Genomic DNA, 16,531 nt, shown 5'->3' on the forward strand with positions numbered 1-16,531 from the left:
GCTCGTTTTTTGCGCAAATAGAGAGTCGCAGGAATGAAGCCGTTCGCCTCCCGTTATCTGCTCCTTGTCGCATTTTCGCTGCTACTGGGTGCATGCCAAAGCACGCCACCGGCGGCCACCGAGGCCACTGATGCGCGGGCCACGGCCATCGCACAGCTCGAGCAAAGCCTCGCCAGCAGCGAACTGGCCACTGCCGAAGATCAATTGGCTGCCTTGCAGGCTGAGTCGCCAAACGACCCGTCCCTTGTGCAATACCAACGGCAACTCGCCGAGGCCTATCTGCAACGCAGCCAGATCGTGCTGCAAAAAGGCGATGTGAATGCTGCGGCGACCGCACTGAGCCGTGCGCGGGCGTTGATGCCCAAGGCGCCGGCGTTGACCGGTGGGGTCAACAACGCCATCGTCAACGCACGCAAGGCAGAGCTCGACAAAGCTGAAGCGGCGCTGTTGGCGGCCGAGGCAAAACCTCAGGCAAAAGTGATTGATCCGACCGCTGAAAGCACCACCGTCGCGTTGAACCTCACCGATATGAGCAAACTTCGCCGGCAACTGGATGCGATCGCCGCCGATGTGGTGAATTACCAATGTGACGTGAGCATTCAGGCGCCGCGTACGCAGGACTATCCGTGGCTGGCGACGTTATTGACCAAGCGGGTAAAGAAGCTGGATTCGGGGTTTGACCTGAATCTGGAGAAGCAGATCCTGCGTAATGTTCCGGCGCAGATGGTCTTGAGTCCGCGTAAACCTTAAAAAGCATCGCGAGCGGGCTCGCTCCCACAGGTTGGTTGCTGTTCCTGTGGGAGCGAGCCCGCTCGCGAAGGCGTCTGCCGCGCGTTCGTTATTGCCAAATGAAAGGTTGAATGCGGAATAAATGCTAATAACCTCTATACGGACAGGCTAAAATGCGCGCCCGGCTAACCGCTGATCCTTATTCAACGCGCCCCACAAGGTTCGCTACGTGATCGAGTTTCAAAACGTCCACAAAACCTACCGCGTCGCCGGTAAGGATATTCCCGCCCTGCACCCGACCAGTCTGTCGATTGAGAACGGTCAGGTTTTCGGCCTGATCGGTCATTCCGGTGCGGGAAAAAGTACCCTGCTGCGTCTGATCAATCGCCTGGAGAACTCCAGTGGCGGCAAGATCATCGTCGACGGCGAAGAAGTCACCGCGCTCGACGCCAGCGGCTTACGGCGCTTCCGTCAGCAGGTCGGGATGATTTTCCAGCACTTCAACCTGCTGGCTTCCAAGACCGTGGCCGACAACGTCGCACTGCCGCTGACCCTCGCCGGTGAACTGTCGCGTGGCGAGATCGACCAGCGTGTCGCCGAGTTGCTGGCTCGGGTAGGTTTGTCCGACCACGCCAAAAAGTACCCGGCGCAGTTGTCGGGCGGCCAGAAGCAGCGTGTCGGCATTGCTCGCGCACTGGCGACCAAGCCGAAAATCCTGCTGTGCGATGAAGCCACCAGTGCACTGGACCCGCAGACCACGGCGTCGGTCCTGCAATTGCTGGCCGAGATCAACCGCGAACTGAAACTGACCATTGTCCTGATCACCCACGAGATGGATGTGATCCGTCGCGTGTGCGACCAGGTGGCCGTGATGGACGCTGGCGTGATCGTCGAGCAAGGTTCGGTCGCTGAAGTGTTCCTGCACCCGAAACACCCGACCACCAAACGCTTCGTGCAAGAAGACGAGCAGATCGACGAAAGCGAACAGCGCGATGACTTTGCTCACGTGCCGGGCCGTATCGTGCGTCTGACCTTCCAGGGCGAAGCGACCTACGCGCCATTGCTGGGAACCGTCGCTCGGGAAACGGGCGTGGACTACAGCATTCTGGCCGGTCGTATCGACCGCATCAAAGACATCCCCTATGGGCAACTGACCCTGGCGGTCACCGGCGGCGACATGGAGGCGGCGTTTGCCCGCTTCACCGCGGCTGACGTTCATATGGAGGTGCTTCGTTAATGGAAGCTCTGACAACGTTTTTCGCCAACATCGATTGGTTCGAAATCTGGCTGGCCACCGGCGACACCCTGCTGATGCTCGGCGGTTCGCTGCTGTTCACCGTTTTGCTGGGCCTGCCGCTGGGCGTGCTGTTGTTTCTCTGCAGCCCGCGTCAGTTGCTGGAAGCCAAAGGCGTATACGCGATGTTGTCGCTGGTGGTGAACATCCTGCGTTCATTGCCCTTCATCATTTTGCTGATTGTGATGATCCCGTTCACCGTGTTGATCACTGGCACTTCGCTGGGTGTCGCCGGTGCGATTCCGCCGCTGGTGGTCGGTGCCACACCGTTCTTCGCGCGTCTGGTGGAAACCGCCTTGCGTGAAGTGGATCGCGGCATCATCGAAGCGACCCAGGCCATGGGCGCGACGACACGTCAGATCATCACCAACGCCTTGCTGCCGGAAGCCCGCCCGGGCATCTTCGCGGCGATTACGGTGACAGCTATTACACTGGTGTCCTACACGGCGATGGCCGGTGTGGTGGGCGCCGGTGGTCTGGGTGACCTGGCGATCCGTTTCGGATACCAGCGTTTCCAGACTGACGTGATGGTCGTCACGGTGGTGTTGCTGCTGGTGTTGGTTCAAGTGCTGCAAACGGTTGGCGACAAGTTGGTCGTACACTTCTCGCGCAAATAATTTATGAGCAGGCCATTCGCTGGCGGGCGCCGCAAACAGGCGCCGCAAGCGGATATTCACAAGGAGTTAGCTGAATGAAAAAACTACTCGTCGCGTTCGCTGCCGTTGCAGCCTTTTCTGCCCACGCCGACACCCTGACCGTTGCGGCCACCCCGGTCCCGCACGCAGAAATCCTCGAATTCGTGAAACCGGCCCTGGCCAAAGAAGGCGTGGACCTGAAGGTCAAAGTCTTCACCGATTACATTCAGCCGAACGTGCAAGTGGCGGAAAAGCGTCTGGACGCCAACTTCTTCCAGCACCAGCCGTACCTCGATGAGTTCAACAAGGCCAAGGGTACCAACCTGGTTTCCGTAGCCGGTGTGCACCTGGAACCGCTGGGCGCTTATTCCAGTAAGTACAAGGCACTGACCGAACTGCCGGGCGGCGCCACCGTGGTGATCCCGAACGATGCCACCAACGGCGGCCGCGCCTTGCTGCTGCTGGCCAAGGCTGGCCTGATCAAGTTGAAGGATTCGAATAACATCCTGTCGACCGTCAAGGACATCACCGAGAACGCCAAGGACCTGAAATTCCGCGAACTGGAAGCTGCGACCATCCCGCGCGTGTTGACCCAGGTCGACCTGGCGCTGATCAACACCAACTACGCGCTGGAAGCCAAGCTCGATCCGGCCAAGGATGCGCTGGTCATCGAAGGCAGCGACTCGCCGTACGTGAACATCCTCGTTGCTCGCCCGGACGACAAGGACAGCGAAGACATGAAGAAACTGGTTGCTGCGCTGCACAGCCCGGAAGTGAAAGCCTTCATCCTCGAGAAGTACAAAGGCGCTGTGGTGCCGGCGTTCTGATCTGACGCTGTAACGAAAAATGGGGCGCATCGTATGCGCCCCATTTTTTTTTGCCCGAAACACACGCCCCCTGTAGGAGCCGGCTTGCCGGCGATGACGTCCGTGAATCTCTATCGCCGGCAAGCCTTGCTCCAGGGCTGTATGGATCACCACCCTATCAGTTCTGATAGTTGCCAGACTTAAGCCGAAAGCCGAAGCTGAATCATGTGGATTAACAATCGCCAGGAGCCCGGTTCATGCATGTTCAAGCTCAAGAAGTCCTATGCTGTTATCACTACGATGCGCTGGACTGGCTCACCGGAACCACGTCTGAAAGGGATGCTGAGCTTCAGCGCTTTTACTGCAAAAGCCGGTTGGCGACGGAAGTTCAAGGAGGGGTGCAGCGTTCGATTTTTCAGCATGACGATCTGCTGCTTGCCCAACACAATCAACAGGGTGTTATTGCCGAGACTTCATTAATGGCGACAGACCAAATGCGCTCGGTGTTGCAGACAGTCGAAACCAATCAAGTTAGCCCTATTGCCTATTCGCCTTACGGCCATCGTTCTGCTGCAGCCTGCTTGCTAAGTTTATTGGGATTCAACGGCGAACGACCAGATCCGGTAACTGGATATTATTTGTTGGGCAATGGTTATCGGGCATTTAATCCGACTTTAATGCGATTTAACAGCCCGGATAGTTTTAGTCCATTTGATGGCGGTGGATTAAATTCATATTCATACTGTATAGGGGATCCGGTAAATAGATATGACGATAGTGGACATTTACCTAAGTTTTTGCAGTCTATATTCAGGATGTTTGTAAAGACGCCAAATGTAGAATCTGTTATGCCCCCTGTGTCATCAACGGGCAGGAGGTTGACACTCTACGATTCCAACCTGACTGAATATGATGAGTTAATGTATAAGCAAATTCCTAAAAATCATCAGTTTAGACATAAAATACCGCCAAAAAAATAGAATCATATAGAGATCTAAATTCAATTTTGTATGAAAAAGAGTTGGAGGCGCATGCGAGAACATACAACGGTGAATATAACGTAAATTTCATTTTTAATGAGCGAAAAGAGTTGTTTGTTGGTAGCGTGGAGAGCTTTCATCTGGCCCGGTTTACAAATAGCAGAAAAGTTATTGCTGCCGGTACTATTAAAAGGGTTGATAGAGATGCTTTTACAATATCTAATGTTTCGTCTTTCAATACCGTGCCTCACTCCCTTGATCCGGTAAAAGATCATTTGGAAAGTCTAGGAGCAAATATTAGAGGTGTATACCTGGACCCTAATCCTGCTCCCTCACAGCGAAAAAGGTAAAAATGGTACGGAATAATTTTCTCTAAATATCATCGGCAACTGTGCCATAAGTATCGCGGATCATCAGCACGATCAGGGCGAAAAATGGATTTAGGAGTTCTAGTCGCTCGCCCGGACGGAAAGGATGGCAAGGACAGCGAAGACATGAAGACATGAAGAAACTGGTTGCCGCGCTGCTCAGCCCGTAAGTGAAAGCCTTCATCCTCGAGAAGTACAAAGGCGCGGTCGTGCCGGCGTTCTGATCTAACGCTGTAACGAAAAATGGGGCGCATTGAATGCGCCCCATTTTTCATGTCCGGAACACGGACCTTGTAGGAGCCGGCTTGCTGGCGATGGCGATCTCGCTGACGCCTTCGCCGGCAAGCCTGGCTCCTACAGGGGCGTGGGGTTTATTTACGGTTGAGCATCACCGGCAATTGCGCCACCAGCTTCGCGTTGTTCAACGGCGCCCGGATAAACCCGCGCTGTGTCCCGTCCGGCCCGATCACCGCCAGGTTGCCGCTGTGATCAACCGTGTAATTGGGCTTGCTGGTGTCCGCCGGAATAAACGGAATGCTCACCGCGTTGGCCAGTTTCTGAATGTCTTCCACCGACGTCGCCGTCAGGCCCTGGAACTGCGGATCGAAGTAGCCCAGGTATTGCTTGAGCTGCTTTGGGGTGTCACGGTTCGGGTCGACGCTGACCAGCACGATCTGCAATTTATCCACAGCCTCCGGCGGCAGTTCGCTCTTGATCTGGCGCAGTTGGGCGAGGGTGGTGGGGCAGATGTCCGGGCAGAAGGTGTAGCCGAAGAACAGCAGGCTCCACTTGTCTTTCAGCGCGTTGACCGCCACCGGTTTGCCGTCCTGATCGGTCATCGTCACGTCCGGCAGGTTACGGCTTTGCGGCAACAGGATGATCCCGGCGTCGATCAACGCGGTCGGGTCGCCCTGGCCTTTGCCGGACAGCACTTTATTGATGGTCAGGCCCAGAACCAGTGCGATCAGGGCGACAAGGATGAAGACGGTTTTCTGGGTTCGAGTCATAGGTTCAACAGTAGGTAGTGGTCTACGAGCAGCGCGATAAACAACAGGAACAAGTAGTAAATAGAGTACTTGAACGTGTTGATCGCCGCGTGCGGTCGAGTGCCACGGTACAGCACCACGGCCCATTGCAGAAACCTTGCGCCCAGTCCCAACGCACAAATCAGGTAAAGCATGCCGCTCATGTGGATCACATACGGCATCAGGCTCACGGCCAGCAGCGCGAAGGTATAGAGCAGGATGTGAATCTTGGTGTAGTGCTCGCCGTGGGTTACCGGCAGCATCGGAATGTCGGCCTTGGCGTATTCCTCTTTGCGGTGAATCGCCAGCGCCCAGAAGTGCGGCGGGGTCCAGGCGAAGATGATCAGCACCAGCAACAACGGTTCGGCGCTGATGTGGCCGGTGGCGGCGGTCCAGCCGAGCAGCGGCGGGGCGGCACCGGCGAGGCCGCCGATGACAATGTTCTGCGGCGTCGCGCGTTTGAGGAAACCGGTGTAGACCACGGCGTAACCGAGCAAGGAGGCGAGGGTCAGCCAAGCGGTCAGCGGGTTGGTGAAGGCCAGCAGCAACGCCTGGCCCAGCACCGCCAGCACCAATGCGAACGTCAGCGCCGCCGTCGGTGAGACCCGGCCTTCGGCCAAGGGGCGTTTGTGGGTTCGCGCCATCACCGCGTCGATGCGTCGGTCCACTACATGATTCACCGCCGCCGCACCGCCGGCGCACAAGGCGATCCCTAGATTGCCGAACACCAGCACGGTCCATGGCACCCCGGCGCGGGTTGCGAGGAACATGCCGACCAGCGAGGTGATGAGCATCAGCACCACCACTTTCGGCTTGGTCAGCTCCAGGTAGTCACGCCAGATCGCCTGGTTGTGACGTGCGCCGATCAGAGTCGCCATGGCATCTCTCCTTTTATTGTTATGGGCCCGGCTGAATGTTTACGCGGGCTGAACCGCCAGCGTGTCGGTTGCTTGACCCGAACCAGACTGGTTCGCGCGTGATAATTGACCAGCACCATCGTCAGCAGCAGCGCTGCGCCGCCGGCGTTATGCGCGACGGCCACCGGCAGCGGCAGGTGGAACAGCACGTTGCTGATGCCGAGGGTGATTTGTGCGGCGAGGGCAATCAGCACCAGCCCGGCCAGGCGCGTCATGCCGACGACTTTCAGTTGCCATGCGAGGCCGAGCAGCACCACTGTCACCAACAGCGCGCCAATACGGTGAGTCAGGTGAATCGCCGTGCGAGCATCGCTGTCGAGCTGCCCGCCGAGATAATTGGGGCCGATGTGTTGGGTCAGGTGAAAGCCGTTGGCGAAGTCCGCCGGTGGCAGCCATTGCCCGTGGCAGGTCGGGAAGTCGATGCAGGCCACCGCCGCGTAGTTGGAGCTGACCCATCCGCCGAGGGCGATTTGCAGGATGACCAGCAACAACCCGGCCGTCGCCCAGTACTGCAAGCGCCGGGGCACGGTCAGCGCAGGCAGCACGCCGGACAGGCGCAGGGTCAGCAGAAACAACAGGCTCAACGTCGCGAACCCACCGAGCAAATGCCCCGTCACCACTTGCGGCCAAAGCTTGAGCGTCACCGTCCACATGCCGAACGCCGCTTGGGCAATCACCACCGCCAACAGAAACAACGGCAGCTTCACCGGTTGCCCCGGATGACGACGATACACCCACGCGCGACCGGCCAGCACCGAGATCAACAGCCCCAGCGTGCCGGCGAAGTAACGGTGGACCATCTCGTTCCAGCCCTTGTGCGCTTCGACGGGCGCATCGGGAAAGTGCAGTTCGGCATGCGCCAGCTGGGCTTCGCTTTTCGGCACGCTGATAAAGCCGTAGCAGCCCGGCCAGTCCGGGCAGCCGAGACCGGCGTGGGTCAGGCGGGTGTAGGCGCCGAGCAGCACCACAATCAGTGCCAGCAAGGTGGCAAACAGCGCGAGGCGAAATCCAGGTTTGGCCATGACGATGCCCTTATCCGATGTTCGACAGTTTCAGCAGATGGCGCAGGTCGTTGAGCAAGTCCTTACCCTTCACCGTCGGGTCGTAGCGCAGCACCAGATTGCCGTGGGGGTCGATGATCCACAGGTGCGGCGTGTCATTGCTCTGAGCGCCTTTGGTGTAGGTCGGCAGGTCCAGGGAATACCGCTGCAACTGCGGGTACTCGCGTTGAAGTTTAGTCTCGTAATCACTGTTCAGCGGCTGCGCGGTGGCGATGGCATGACTGGCGCGGGACGCATCGCGACCGAGGCCGATCTGGATTTGCCGTGCCAGATACACCAGTTGCTGGCAGTCCACCGCACACGCCTTCGGTGCCGTGACCAGTAACTGCCAGCGCTCTTCCTGCGCCTGCACGCCAAGGTCGGCGCGGGTCTGGCCGTTGCCGATCAGTTCACCGTGATAGCTGCGGCCTTCCGGCACCCAGAAATTCAGTTTGTACATGCCGGTGGCGAGGATCATCGGGCCGATCACCACGAGCAGGATCAGTAACAGCTGCAAGCGACCCTTGCGCCGGTTCGCCGGCGTTTTCGCTTCAGACATGCTGGGTGGATTCATGGCCGCTCCCATGGTGTTTCTCCTTTGCGTTGTGCCAGCCGAGGTAGATAAAAAGGCCGAGCAGGGCGATCGACATGGCGAACCACTGCACGGCATAAGCGATATGTTTTTCCGGCCCTGTGGCAACGATCGGCCAGTCGGCGCGGTTGGTCGCAAGGCTGTTCTCTGCGCGTAATTCGTAGGCAAACCCTTCACGGCCCAGAGCCGACCAGAGCCTGGTCGGCTCCACCGCTGTGATCAGCTGCGGCCAGGTTGTGCTGTCCGGGTCAGCGTGTAATTGAAACGTCGCGCCGGGAGAAACGTAGACCCAGGCATCGAGACTCAATGCCTGGGCGGGTGTGGTGAATTGCGGCGGTGTGCGCCGGTCCGGCCATGGCAGCCAGCCGCGATTGACCAGCAGCCAGAGCCCGGTCGCCTGATCCTGAAACGGTTGCAGCAGCTCGACGCCAACCTTGCCGTCGCGTTGACGGTTATCCAGCAGCAGACTGTGCGCGGCGTCGAACTGGCCGTGCAGGAGAACCCGGCGAAAGGCCGGATCCTCGGTGTGTGGCAGTTCGGTGCTGGCCATCGGTTCGGCGGCACGGCGTTCGGCGTAGGTGTGCAGCAGCGCGCTTTTCTCCGCGCCACGGCCCAGTTGCCAGACGCCGAGCGACACCAGCAGCGGCAGCAGGAGGGCGACCACCAGCGTCGGCACGATGCCCGGCCGAAAGCGCTTCATGGCGACGCCAGAAAGTCATTGGTCGCGATAGCTATACTCAAGTGCATCGCCTGTCCCCCGGAGTCCCACCATGCTCAAAGCAGCCATCGTCCTGATGCTGATTGCCACGGTTGTCAGCCTGTTCAGCGGCCTGTTTTTTCTGGTCAAGGACGACAGCAGCTCGAACCGCCTCGTCATTGCCTTGAGTGTCCGTGTTGCCTTGGCCGCTGTTACCGTCGGCTTGATCGCCTGGGGTTTTTTCAGCGGCCAGTTGGTCTCTACTGCGCCTTGGTAACTTGTAGGAGCCAGCTTGCTGGCGAAGGTGTGTCAGACACGTTGATTTCGACTGAAATACCTTCGCGAGCAAGCTCGCTCCTACAACACGTAGACGAAAATGAACAACCCGATCCAAACCACGTCCACGAAGTGCCAATACCAACTCGCCGCCTCGAATCCGAATTGGTGCTCGTTATCGAAGTGTCCGCGCAGGATTCGCATCAGCATCACAAACAAAATGATGGTGCCGATGGTTACGTGGGCGCCGTGGAATCCGGTGAGCATGAAGAACGTCGCGCCATAGATGCCCGAACCCAGAGTCAGGCCCAGTTCGTGATAGGCGTGGATGTACTCTTCGGCCTGGAAGCCGAGGAACGCGCAGCCCAGCAACACGGTGATTGCCAGCCAGATTTTCAACGCGCCGCGATGGCCCTTTCTCAAGGCGTGGTGGGCGATGGTTATCGTGACGCTGGAACTCACCAGCAACACGGTATTGAGCAACGGCAGGCCCCAGGGGCTGATAACTTCCTTCGGGGGCACAAAGAGTTTGGAGTCCGGGTTGTTCAGCAGCGGCCAGGTCCACTGGAAGGCAGGCCACAGCATGTGGGCGAGGCCTTTGGTGCCTTCGCCACCAAGTGCCGGTCCGGACACGTGGCGCACGTAAAACAGCGCACCGAAGAAAGCGATGAAGAACATCACCTCCGAGAAAATGAACCAGCTCATGCCCCAGCGGAACGAGCGATCCATCTGCGCGCTGTACAAACCGCTGCGACTTTCCTTGATCACCGTGCCGAACCAGCCGAACAGCATGTACGCCAGCAGCAGGCCTCCGACGAAAAAGATCAACGGGCCGTGGGATTCCGGCCGCGCCGCTTTCAGATCGTTGAACCAGGTGGCCAGGCCATACACGGTGATGAACATCCCGACCGTGGCGATGATCGGCCATTTGCTTTGGGCCGGTACGTAATAGTGCTCATGAGTTGCCATTTATTGTTCTCCTTATCGGGCACGCTCAGCCGCCAGTATTTACAGCCACCGGTGGATGTCGGGCGGTGATATCGAACAGCGTGTAGGACAGCGTCAGGTGCTTCACTTCCTTGGGCATGTCGCGGTCAACGATGAAACGTACCGGCATCTCGATCCGTTGACCGGGCTGCAGCACTTGCTGGGTAAAGCAGAAACATTCGGTCTTGTGGAAATACGCTGCCGCGTTGCTCGGCGCGATGCTCGGCACCGCTTGCGCACTCATCGGCCGGTCGGTCGGGTTGTGGGCGATGAAGATCATCTCGTTGACTGCCCCTGGGTTGGCCGTCAGCTCATCGCTCTTGGGGTAGAAATCCCAGGACATGTCAGCAGAGTTGGTCGACAGAAACTGCACGCGGACCTGCCGCGAGGTATCGACGGTTTGTTCGCCTTCGTATTGCCCGGCGGTCTTGCCGTTGATGCCGAACGCCTTGCACATCACGTCGTAGATCGGCACCAGGGCAAAGCCGAAGACAAACATTGCCACCACCACCAGCAACAGGCGGGTGACCAGTTTTTTCATCGAAACAGAATCAGCCATGATTCAAACCCTCAACACCGAACCCTGTAGGAGCCGGCTTGCTGGCGATGCAAACACCGCGGTGCATCAGGCACACCGCGTAATCGTTCATCGCCAGCAAGCCGGCTCCTACAGGACCGAGGTGTTTCATTTCACTTCCGGCGGCGTGGTGAACGTGTGATACGGCGCCGGTGACGGGATGCTCCACTCCAGGCCTTCCGCGCCATCCCACGGTTTGGCCGGTGCTGGCGGGCCGCCACGGATGGTCTTGATCACGATGAACAGGAAGAAAATCTGCGTGGCGCCGAACATGAACGCACCGATCGACGACACCATGTTGAAGTCGGCGAACTGCAGGTTGTAGTCCGGAATCCGTCGCGGCATGCCTGCCAGTCCCACGAAGTGCATCGGGAAGAAGGCCATGTTCATGCCGATGAACGACAGCCAGAAGTGCAGCTTGCCGAGGGTTTCGTCGTACATGTGGCCGGTCCATTTCGGCATCCAGTAGTAGGCTGACGCGAAGATCCCGAAGATTGCCCCCGGCACCAGTACGTAGTGGAAATGCGCGACCACGAAGTAGGTGTCCTGGTACTGGAAGTCCGCCGGGGCGATGGCCAGCATCAACCCGGAGAAGCCACCGATGGAGAACAGGATCACGAACGCCACGGCAAACAGCATCGGTGTCTCGAAGGTCAGCGATCCTTGCCACATGGTGCTGGCCCAGTTGAACACCTTCACCCCGGTCGGCACCGCGATCAGCAGCGTGGCGTACATGAAGAACAGCTCGCCCACCAGCGGAATGCCCACCACGAACATGTGGTGCGCCCAGACGATAAAGGACAGGAACGCAATAGATGCCGTGGCATAGACCATCGAGGTGTAGCCAAACAGCGGCTTGCGCGAGAACGCCGGGATGATCGAGCTGACGGCGCCGAAGGCCGGCAGGATCATGATGTACACCTCCGGGTGACCGAAGAACCAGAACACATGCTGGAACAACACTGGATCACCGCCACCGGCAGCACTGAAGAAGCTGGTGCCGAAGTGGATGTCCATCAGCATCATCGTCACGCAACCGGCCAGTACCGGCATCACCGCGATCAGCAGGAACGCGGTGATCAGCCAGGTCCAGACGAACAGCGGCATTTTCATCAACGTCATGCCGGGGGCGCGCAGGTTGAGGATGGTGGCGATCACGTTGATCGCGCCCATGATCGAACTGATCCCCATCAAGTGGATGGCAAAGATGAAGAACGTCACGCTTTCCGGCGCGTAGGTCGTTGATAGCGGCGCGTAGAACGTCCAGCCGAAGTTCGGCCCGCCACCGGGGGTGAACAGGGTCGACACCAACAGCAGGAACGCCGCCGGCAACAGCCAGAAGCTGAAGTTGTTCATCCGTGGCAGCGCCATGTCCGGCGCGCCGATCATCAGCGGGACCATCCAGTTGGCGAGGCCGACGAAGGCCGGCATCACCGCACCGAAGACCATCACCAGACCGTGCATGGTGGTCATCTGGTTGAAGAATTCCGGCTGGACAATCTGCAATCCCGGCTGGAACAGTTCGGCGCGAATCACCATCGCGAACGAACCGCCCAAGAGGAACATGGAGAACGCGAACCACAGGTACAGCGTGCCGATATCCTTGTGGTTGGTGGTCAGCACCCAGCGCATCAGGCCTTTGGCAGGGCCGTGGGCGTGCTCGGTGTGGGTATGAACAGGTTCATCGATTACAGCAGTCATGTCCTGTCTCCTGCAAACAGATGGGCTGGGCGGGCCGGGGCGCGTAGCCCCGACCGGTTGCTGGTGTACGCAATAGACCGGGTCATTTGCTTTCCGCCTGTTTCAGCTCCAGCACTTCTTTAGGCGTGACCATGTCGCCCTTGTTGTTGCCCCAGGCGTTACGTTCGTAGGTCACGACCGCTGCGATATCGACTTCCGACAGCTGCTTGCCGAACGCCGCCATGGCGGTGCCAGGCTTGCCGTGGAAGACAATGCCCAAGTGATCCTTGATCGGTCCGGTGGCGATTTTCGAGCCCTTGAGCGCCGGGAACATCGGCGGCAGGCCCTGGCCTTCGGCCTGGTGACAGGCCACGCAAGTGGTGTGATAGACCTTGTCGCCGCGCTCCTTGAGCTCGTCGAGGGTCCATTCCTTGCTGGTCAGTTCTTTGAGTTGCGCAGCTTCTGCCTTGCGCTCGCCCAGCCATTTTTCGTAATCGGCCTTTTCCTTGACCTCGACCACGATCGGCATAAAGCCGTGGTCCTTGCCGCACAACTCGGCGCACTGGCCACGATAGAGGCCGGGCTTGTCGACGCGGGTCCAGGCTTCGTTGACGAACCCCGGGATCGCATCGCGCTTGACCGCGAAGGCCGGCACCCACCAGGAGTGGATGACGTCGGCAGAGGTCACCAGGAAGCGCACCTTGGCGCCGATCGGCAGCACCAGCGGCTTGTCGACCTCGAGCAAGTAGTGCTCGCCCTTGGCTTCCTTGTTGTGAATCTGGTCGGCGGGAGTGGCTAGGTTGCTGAAGAACTCGACGTCCTGGCCCAGGTATTTGTAGTGCCACTTCCACTGATAGCCGGTGACCTGGATATCGATATCCGGCTCACTGGCGTCGTACATCTTGATCAGGGTCGCTGTCGCCGGTACCGCCATGGCCACCAAAATGATGAAGGGCACGATGGTCCAGAGGATTTCGACGGTAGTGCTTTCATGAAACTTGGCGGCCACCTGCCCGGTCGAGCGGCGGTGGAGGATCATCGACCAGAACATGGCGCCGAAGACGATGATGCCGATCACTACACAGATCCAGAAAATGGTCATGTGCAGGTCAAATACTGCATGACTGATTTCAGTCGCTCCCGGCGCCATATTCACAGTCCAGGCCGCTTGTGCCTGACTGAAAATCGACCACAACAGGAGGCCCATCCAGACGTGTGGATGTCGCATCATTGCGGGTTCCCCTTATCGTTCTTGTTATCCCGCCGGCTTTCACCTGCGGCAAGGGAGCGGCATTTTCAGACTACGAACTTGAATCGCCGGGTCTTGCTGCGTGTGCAGTCGGACGTCATCAGCTAACTCCATTCCAACCCGAGTATAGACAGCGACTGCTACCTCGCAATGTGAGGGCGTAAATCATCTGAAACAGCTGGGACTTGCGTTCTAGGTCACGAATGGAGAAGGATGCAGAGGAGTGGTGGCACATCGATATAACTTTGACGTCTCAAGGATGAAATATTTATGACAAATGCGTCTTAGCAGATTTTGGATGCCAGCTAAGTTATGTCTTCCCTATTTCATTGCCTTTGTTTCCTGGAGTTTTCATGAACACCGCCGCATTGCGCGAGCAGATCCAAAAAGCCCAACAACATGAAGCCGAGACCGGCCTGCTGACACGTCAGCTGGAAAGCAAACTGCCTCATCTACACCCATCGATCCAACTGCCGGAGGCGGATGCCAATGGCGTGCTGACGCGTTTTGTCGCTGCCTATATCGATGAAGTTCCTGATCTGCTGGATGCAGCCAATGAAGTCGCCAGGGAAGCGGGTATCGAGTCACAGATCAAACCAGTGCTGAAAATTGCCGAGCAATACTTCCTCCAGCCGCCAGAAATCATGGCAGGGCACGTCGGACTGGACAGCCTGCTGGACGAAGCCTATCTGGCGCATCGATTTGTCGAAGAGGTCAACGACCTGTACATCAAGCATTTTGGCCAGCCACTGATCCCCTTGGACATGACTGTCGCCAACCTGATCGCTCACCAACTGATCGGTGAGGAATTTGCCAACCAACTGGATGAAGTGGTGCACCACGCGGTGGATAACATGCTCGACGATGAAAGCTTTGCGCTGGAGTCGGTCGAAGCCTACCGCGCGAAGCTCAGCAGCCCGGATACCGGCGCTGCGTGGAAACGCTGGCCATGCATGTCGCGCCGGCTGGGCGTAGGTCTCGAACTGGACCAGCCTGCCGCATAAACACCCCTCCTGTAGGAGCCGGCTTGCTGGCGATGAACGATAACGCGGTGTCACATGACACCGCGGCGCTCCCATCGCCAGCAAGCCGGCTCCTACAAAGATTATGCGGTGGAGCCTACTCCGGTGGTGGTTCGCAACCGCCCTTCCAGCCTGCGCTTCAACCCCCGCGCCTCAATCAACAGCGTCGAACCCTTGGCCGCATTGGCCCGCCCCCATTCCTCAAGCAATTCCAGGCACGAATGATCGATGTAGCTCAGGTTATTGAGCGGCACGTGCACCGTCGCGCCGGCGGGGATGGTCCCCAGCACCTGAGTCAGTGCCGGCACCTTGAGAAAGGTCGCCGCCCCGATCAGTCGCAACTCCATCTCGCCGTCCTTGGGCAGATCGATCAGGCTGATTTTCAACCGTGAGGCTTTCCACGCCAGTTTCGCCAGCGTCAGACCGAAGCCGATCAGCACGCCCGTCAACAGATCGGTAAAGATGATCGCCAGCGCTGTCGCCGCGTAAGTGAACATCGGCATCCGGCCGTATCGGCCCAGGCTGCGAAAAGCTTTCAGGTCCACCAATTTGAAGCCGGTGTAAACCAACACACCCGCCAGGCTCGCCACGGGAATGCTTTGCAGCACGCTCGACAGCAGCAACACGAACGCCAGCAACCACAGGCCATGGAATATCGTCGACATTCGTGTGGTGGCGCCGGCCTGCACGTTGGCCGAGCTGCGCACGATCACGCCCGTCATCGGCAGCGCACCGAGCAGGCCGCAGAGCATGTTGCCGACACCCTGAGCCGACAATTCCCGGTCAAAGTCCGAGCGTTGACCGCTGTGCATGCGGTCTACCGCTGCGGCCGACAGCAGGGTTTCGGCACTGGCGATGAAGGCCACGGCGAAAGCGGCGATCAGCAAGGTCGGGTCGGCCAGGTTGAGCAAGTCTTCCGGTTTCAGCCAGTCGATGGCTTCCGCCAGATTGGCCGGGACTTCCACGCGTTTGACCTGCAAGGCGAGCATCAGGCTGGCGACCGTCGCCAGACCTACGCCCAGTAGCGCTCCCGGAATGAAGCGCAGGGAATGTGGGCGGAGTTTTTCCCACAGCCACATCACCGCAATCGTTGCGAGCCCGAGCAAGCCGGCCTGCCATCCAAAAGAAGGCAAGGCTTGAGCCACGGCAGCGGGGAAGGCGGCCAGGTTATCCAGCCCGGATGGTTTCGGCACCGAGTCGAGCATCACATGCACCTGTGACAACACGATCAACACGCCAATCCCGGCCAGCATGCCGTAGACCACCGCCGGCGCCGTCACTCGAAACCAGCAGCCCAGCTTCAAGCGCCCGGCCACCAGTTGCAGGAAACCCGCCAGTAGCAGGATCGGCCCAAGCATGGCGATGCCGTGCTGGCGCACCAGTTCGAATACCAGAACGGCCAACCCGGCCGCCGGGCCACTGACTTGCAGTGGCGAACCGGCAAGCCAGCCCACCACCAGACCACCGACGATCCCGGTGATAAGGCCTTTGGCGGGTGGCAGGCCCGAGGCGATGGCGATGCCCATGCACAAGGGCAGGGCGACCAGAAACACGACCACTGAAGCGAGCAGCTCCCGTGGCAGAACAGCTTTGAGTTGCGCTGCACGCATGGTGATTCTCCCGAAGTTTTCTTCAGGCATGGCAAGGCCGGACCGCT

Annotated in this window: 17 protein-coding genes and 1 pseudogene; 8 read left to right on the top strand and 10 right to left on the bottom strand. The window is 58.8% G+C overall.

The genetic code is table 11. The annotated features are described in order from the left end of the window. Nucleotides 1-33: 33 nt before the first annotated feature. From PMI32_RS18880 to PMI32_RS31060, 6 genes and pseudogenes are all read left to right on the top strand, one after another. Nucleotides 34-750: a PA5502 family lipoprotein gene (locus PMI32_RS18880; protein ID WP_008027675.1), complete on the top strand. Its 717-nt coding sequence runs from the start codon at nt 34-36 to the stop codon at nt 748-750. A 208-nt stretch (nt 751-958) separates the two neighbouring features. Next, complete coding sequence (locus PMI32_RS18875; RefSeq protein WP_008027677.1) at nt 959-1,966, top strand: methionine ABC transporter ATP-binding protein; 1,008 nt, start codon at nt 959-961, stop codon at nt 1,964-1,966. Beyond that, on the top strand, nt 1,966-2,640 hold the full coding sequence (locus tag PMI32_RS18870) for a methionine ABC transporter permease (protein WP_008027679.1): 675 nt from the start codon (nt 1,966-1,968) through the stop codon (nt 2,638-2,640). The genes PMI32_RS18875 and PMI32_RS18870 overlap by 1 nt, the downstream gene beginning before the upstream one ends. Before the next feature lie 74 nt (nt 2,641-2,714). Further along, nucleotides 2,715-3,485 (top strand): MetQ/NlpA family ABC transporter substrate-binding protein, encoded by a 771-nt coding sequence (locus PMI32_RS18865; RefSeq protein ID WP_008027681.1) that lies wholly within the window; start codon nt 2,715-2,717, stop codon nt 3,483-3,485. 236 nt (nt 3,486-3,721) lie between these two features. Beyond that, nucleotides 3,722-4,444 (top strand): RHS repeat-associated core domain-containing protein, encoded by a 723-nt coding sequence (locus PMI32_RS29680; protein WP_008027683.1) that lies wholly within the window; start codon nt 3,722-3,724, stop codon nt 4,442-4,444. A gap of 502 nt (nt 4,445-4,946) precedes the next feature. Next, nucleotides 4,947-5,036 (top strand): annotated as a pseudogene (locus PMI32_RS31060) (MetQ/NlpA family ABC transporter substrate-binding protein); the annotation flags it as partial. Between the two features lie 147 nt (nt 5,037-5,183). Here PMI32_RS31060 and PMI32_RS18860 read toward each other — a convergent pair. From PMI32_RS18860 to PMI32_RS18840, 5 genes are read right to left on the bottom strand one after another with little or no spacing between them, the layout of a single operon-like run. Then, a complete protein-coding gene (locus tag PMI32_RS18860; RefSeq protein WP_008027684.1) occupies nt 5,184-5,819 on the bottom strand; it encodes an SCO family protein in 636 nt (211 codons plus the stop codon). Beyond that, a complete protein-coding gene (gene cyoE, locus PMI32_RS18855; protein WP_008027686.1) occupies nt 5,816-6,715 on the bottom strand; it encodes a heme o synthase in 900 nt (299 codons plus the stop codon). The genes PMI32_RS18860 and cyoE overlap by 4 nt, the downstream gene beginning before the upstream one ends. Continuing rightward, nucleotides 6,703-7,776, bottom strand: a complete 1,074-nt coding sequence (locus PMI32_RS18850) for a COX15/CtaA family protein (protein ID WP_008027688.1) — start codon at nt 7,774-7,776, stop codon at nt 6,703-6,705. The genes cyoE and PMI32_RS18850 overlap by 13 nt, the downstream gene beginning before the upstream one ends. Before the next feature lie 10 nt (nt 7,777-7,786). Further along, the gene (locus PMI32_RS18845) at nt 7,787-8,380 is read right to left on the bottom strand and encodes a PA_0111/PP_0108 family redox-active disulfide protein (RefSeq protein ID WP_008027689.1); all 594 of its coding nucleotides are present in this window, start codon (nt 8,378-8,380) and stop codon (nt 7,787-7,789) included. Continuing rightward, nucleotides 8,346-9,086, bottom strand: a complete 741-nt coding sequence (locus tag PMI32_RS18840) for an SURF1 family protein (protein WP_008027690.1) — start codon at nt 9,084-9,086, stop codon at nt 8,346-8,348. The genes PMI32_RS18845 and PMI32_RS18840 overlap by 35 nt, the downstream gene beginning before the upstream one ends. 70 nt (nt 9,087-9,156) lie before the next feature. On the opposite strand from PMI32_RS18840, the gene PMI32_RS18835 reads away from it, so the two are divergent. Next, nucleotides 9,157-9,360, top strand: a complete 204-nt coding sequence (locus PMI32_RS18835) for a twin transmembrane helix small protein (RefSeq protein ID WP_008027692.1) — start codon at nt 9,157-9,159, stop codon at nt 9,358-9,360. An 80-nt stretch (nt 9,361-9,440) separates the two neighbouring features. Here the strand turns inward: PMI32_RS18835 and PMI32_RS18830 are convergent, their stop codons facing one another. The 4 genes from PMI32_RS18830 to coxB all read right to left on the bottom strand — a co-directional run bounded on the left by PMI32_RS18830 (nt 9,441) and on the right by coxB (nt 13,834). Continuing rightward, entirely contained in the window at nt 9,441-10,328 is an 888-nt protein-coding gene (locus PMI32_RS18830) for a cytochrome c oxidase subunit 3 (protein WP_008027694.1), read from the bottom strand. A 25-nt stretch (nt 10,329-10,353) separates the two neighbouring features. Next, the gene (locus PMI32_RS18825) at nt 10,354-10,905 is read right to left on the bottom strand and encodes a cytochrome c oxidase assembly protein (RefSeq protein ID WP_008027696.1); all 552 of its coding nucleotides are present in this window, start codon (nt 10,903-10,905) and stop codon (nt 10,354-10,356) included. A gap of 126 nt (nt 10,906-11,031) precedes the next feature. Further along, nucleotides 11,032-12,624 (bottom strand): cytochrome c oxidase subunit I, encoded by a 1,593-nt coding sequence (gene ctaD / locus PMI32_RS18820; RefSeq protein ID WP_008027700.1) that lies wholly within the window; start codon nt 12,622-12,624, stop codon nt 11,032-11,034. 82 nt (nt 12,625-12,706) lie between these two features. Continuing rightward, on the bottom strand, nt 12,707-13,834 hold the full coding sequence (gene coxB / locus PMI32_RS18815) for a cytochrome c oxidase subunit II (protein ID WP_008027701.1): 1,128 nt from the start codon (nt 13,832-13,834) through the stop codon (nt 12,707-12,709). A gap of 371 nt (nt 13,835-14,205) precedes the next feature. Between coxB and PMI32_RS18810 the strand changes: the two genes are divergently transcribed. Continuing rightward, nucleotides 14,206-14,856, top strand: a complete 651-nt coding sequence (locus PMI32_RS18810) for a hypothetical protein (RefSeq protein ID WP_008027703.1) — start codon at nt 14,206-14,208, stop codon at nt 14,854-14,856. Between the two features lie 101 nt (nt 14,857-14,957). Here the strand turns inward: PMI32_RS18810 and PMI32_RS18805 are convergent, their stop codons facing one another. Beyond that, nucleotides 14,958-16,484, bottom strand: a complete 1,527-nt coding sequence (locus PMI32_RS18805) for a SulP family inorganic anion transporter (RefSeq protein ID WP_008027704.1) — start codon at nt 16,482-16,484, stop codon at nt 14,958-14,960. Nucleotides 16,485-16,531 lie beyond the last annotated feature (47 nt).

Source organism: Pseudomonas sp. GM60 (genome assembly GCF_000282415.1).
GTDB lineage: Bacteria > Pseudomonadota > Gammaproteobacteria > Pseudomonadales > Pseudomonadaceae > Aquipseudomonas > Aquipseudomonas migulae.

Coding starts and splice junctions, on each gene's coding strand:
- cyoE (WP_008027686.1), bottom strand. CDS start 6,715: ATGGCGACTCTGATCGGCGCACGTCACAACCAGGCGATCTGGCGTGAC.
- ctaD (WP_008027700.1), bottom strand. CDS start 12,624: ATGACTGCTGTAATCGATGAACCTGTTCATACCCACACCGAGCACGCC.
- PMI32_RS18870 (WP_008027679.1), top strand. CDS start 1,966: ATGGAAGCTCTGACAACGTTTTTCGCCAACATCGATTGGTTCGAAATC.
- PMI32_RS18810 (WP_008027703.1), top strand. CDS start 14,206: ATGAACACCGCCGCATTGCGCGAGCAGATCCAAAAAGCCCAACAACAT.
- PMI32_RS18865 (WP_008027681.1), top strand. CDS start 2,715: ATGAAAAAACTACTCGTCGCGTTCGCTGCCGTTGCAGCCTTTTCTGCC.
- PMI32_RS18805 (WP_008027704.1), bottom strand. CDS start 16,484: ATGCGTGCAGCGCAACTCAAAGCTGTTCTGCCACGGGAGCTGCTCGCT.
- PMI32_RS29680 (WP_008027683.1), top strand. CDS start 3,722: ATGCATGTTCAAGCTCAAGAAGTCCTATGCTGTTATCACTACGATGCG.
- PMI32_RS18880 (WP_008027675.1), top strand. CDS start 34: ATGAAGCCGTTCGCCTCCCGTTATCTGCTCCTTGTCGCATTTTCGCTG.
- PMI32_RS18835 (WP_008027692.1), top strand. CDS start 9,157: ATGCTCAAAGCAGCCATCGTCCTGATGCTGATTGCCACGGTTGTCAGC.
- PMI32_RS18825 (WP_008027696.1), bottom strand. CDS start 10,905: ATGGCTGATTCTGTTTCGATGAAAAAACTGGTCACCCGCCTGTTGCTG.
- PMI32_RS18845 (WP_008027689.1), bottom strand. CDS start 8,380: ATGGGAGCGGCCATGAATCCACCCAGCATGTCTGAAGCGAAAACGCCG.
- PMI32_RS18850 (WP_008027688.1), bottom strand. CDS start 7,776: ATGGCCAAACCTGGATTTCGCCTCGCGCTGTTTGCCACCTTGCTGGCA.
- PMI32_RS18840 (WP_008027690.1), bottom strand. CDS start 9,086: ATGAAGCGCTTTCGGCCGGGCATCGTGCCGACGCTGGTGGTCGCCCTC.
- PMI32_RS18860 (WP_008027684.1), bottom strand. CDS start 5,819: ATGACTCGAACCCAGAAAACCGTCTTCATCCTTGTCGCCCTGATCGCA.
- coxB (WP_008027701.1), bottom strand. CDS start 13,834: ATGATGCGACATCCACACGTCTGGATGGGCCTCCTGTTGTGGTCGATT.
- PMI32_RS18830 (WP_008027694.1), bottom strand. CDS start 10,328: ATGGCAACTCATGAGCACTATTACGTACCGGCCCAAAGCAAATGGCCG.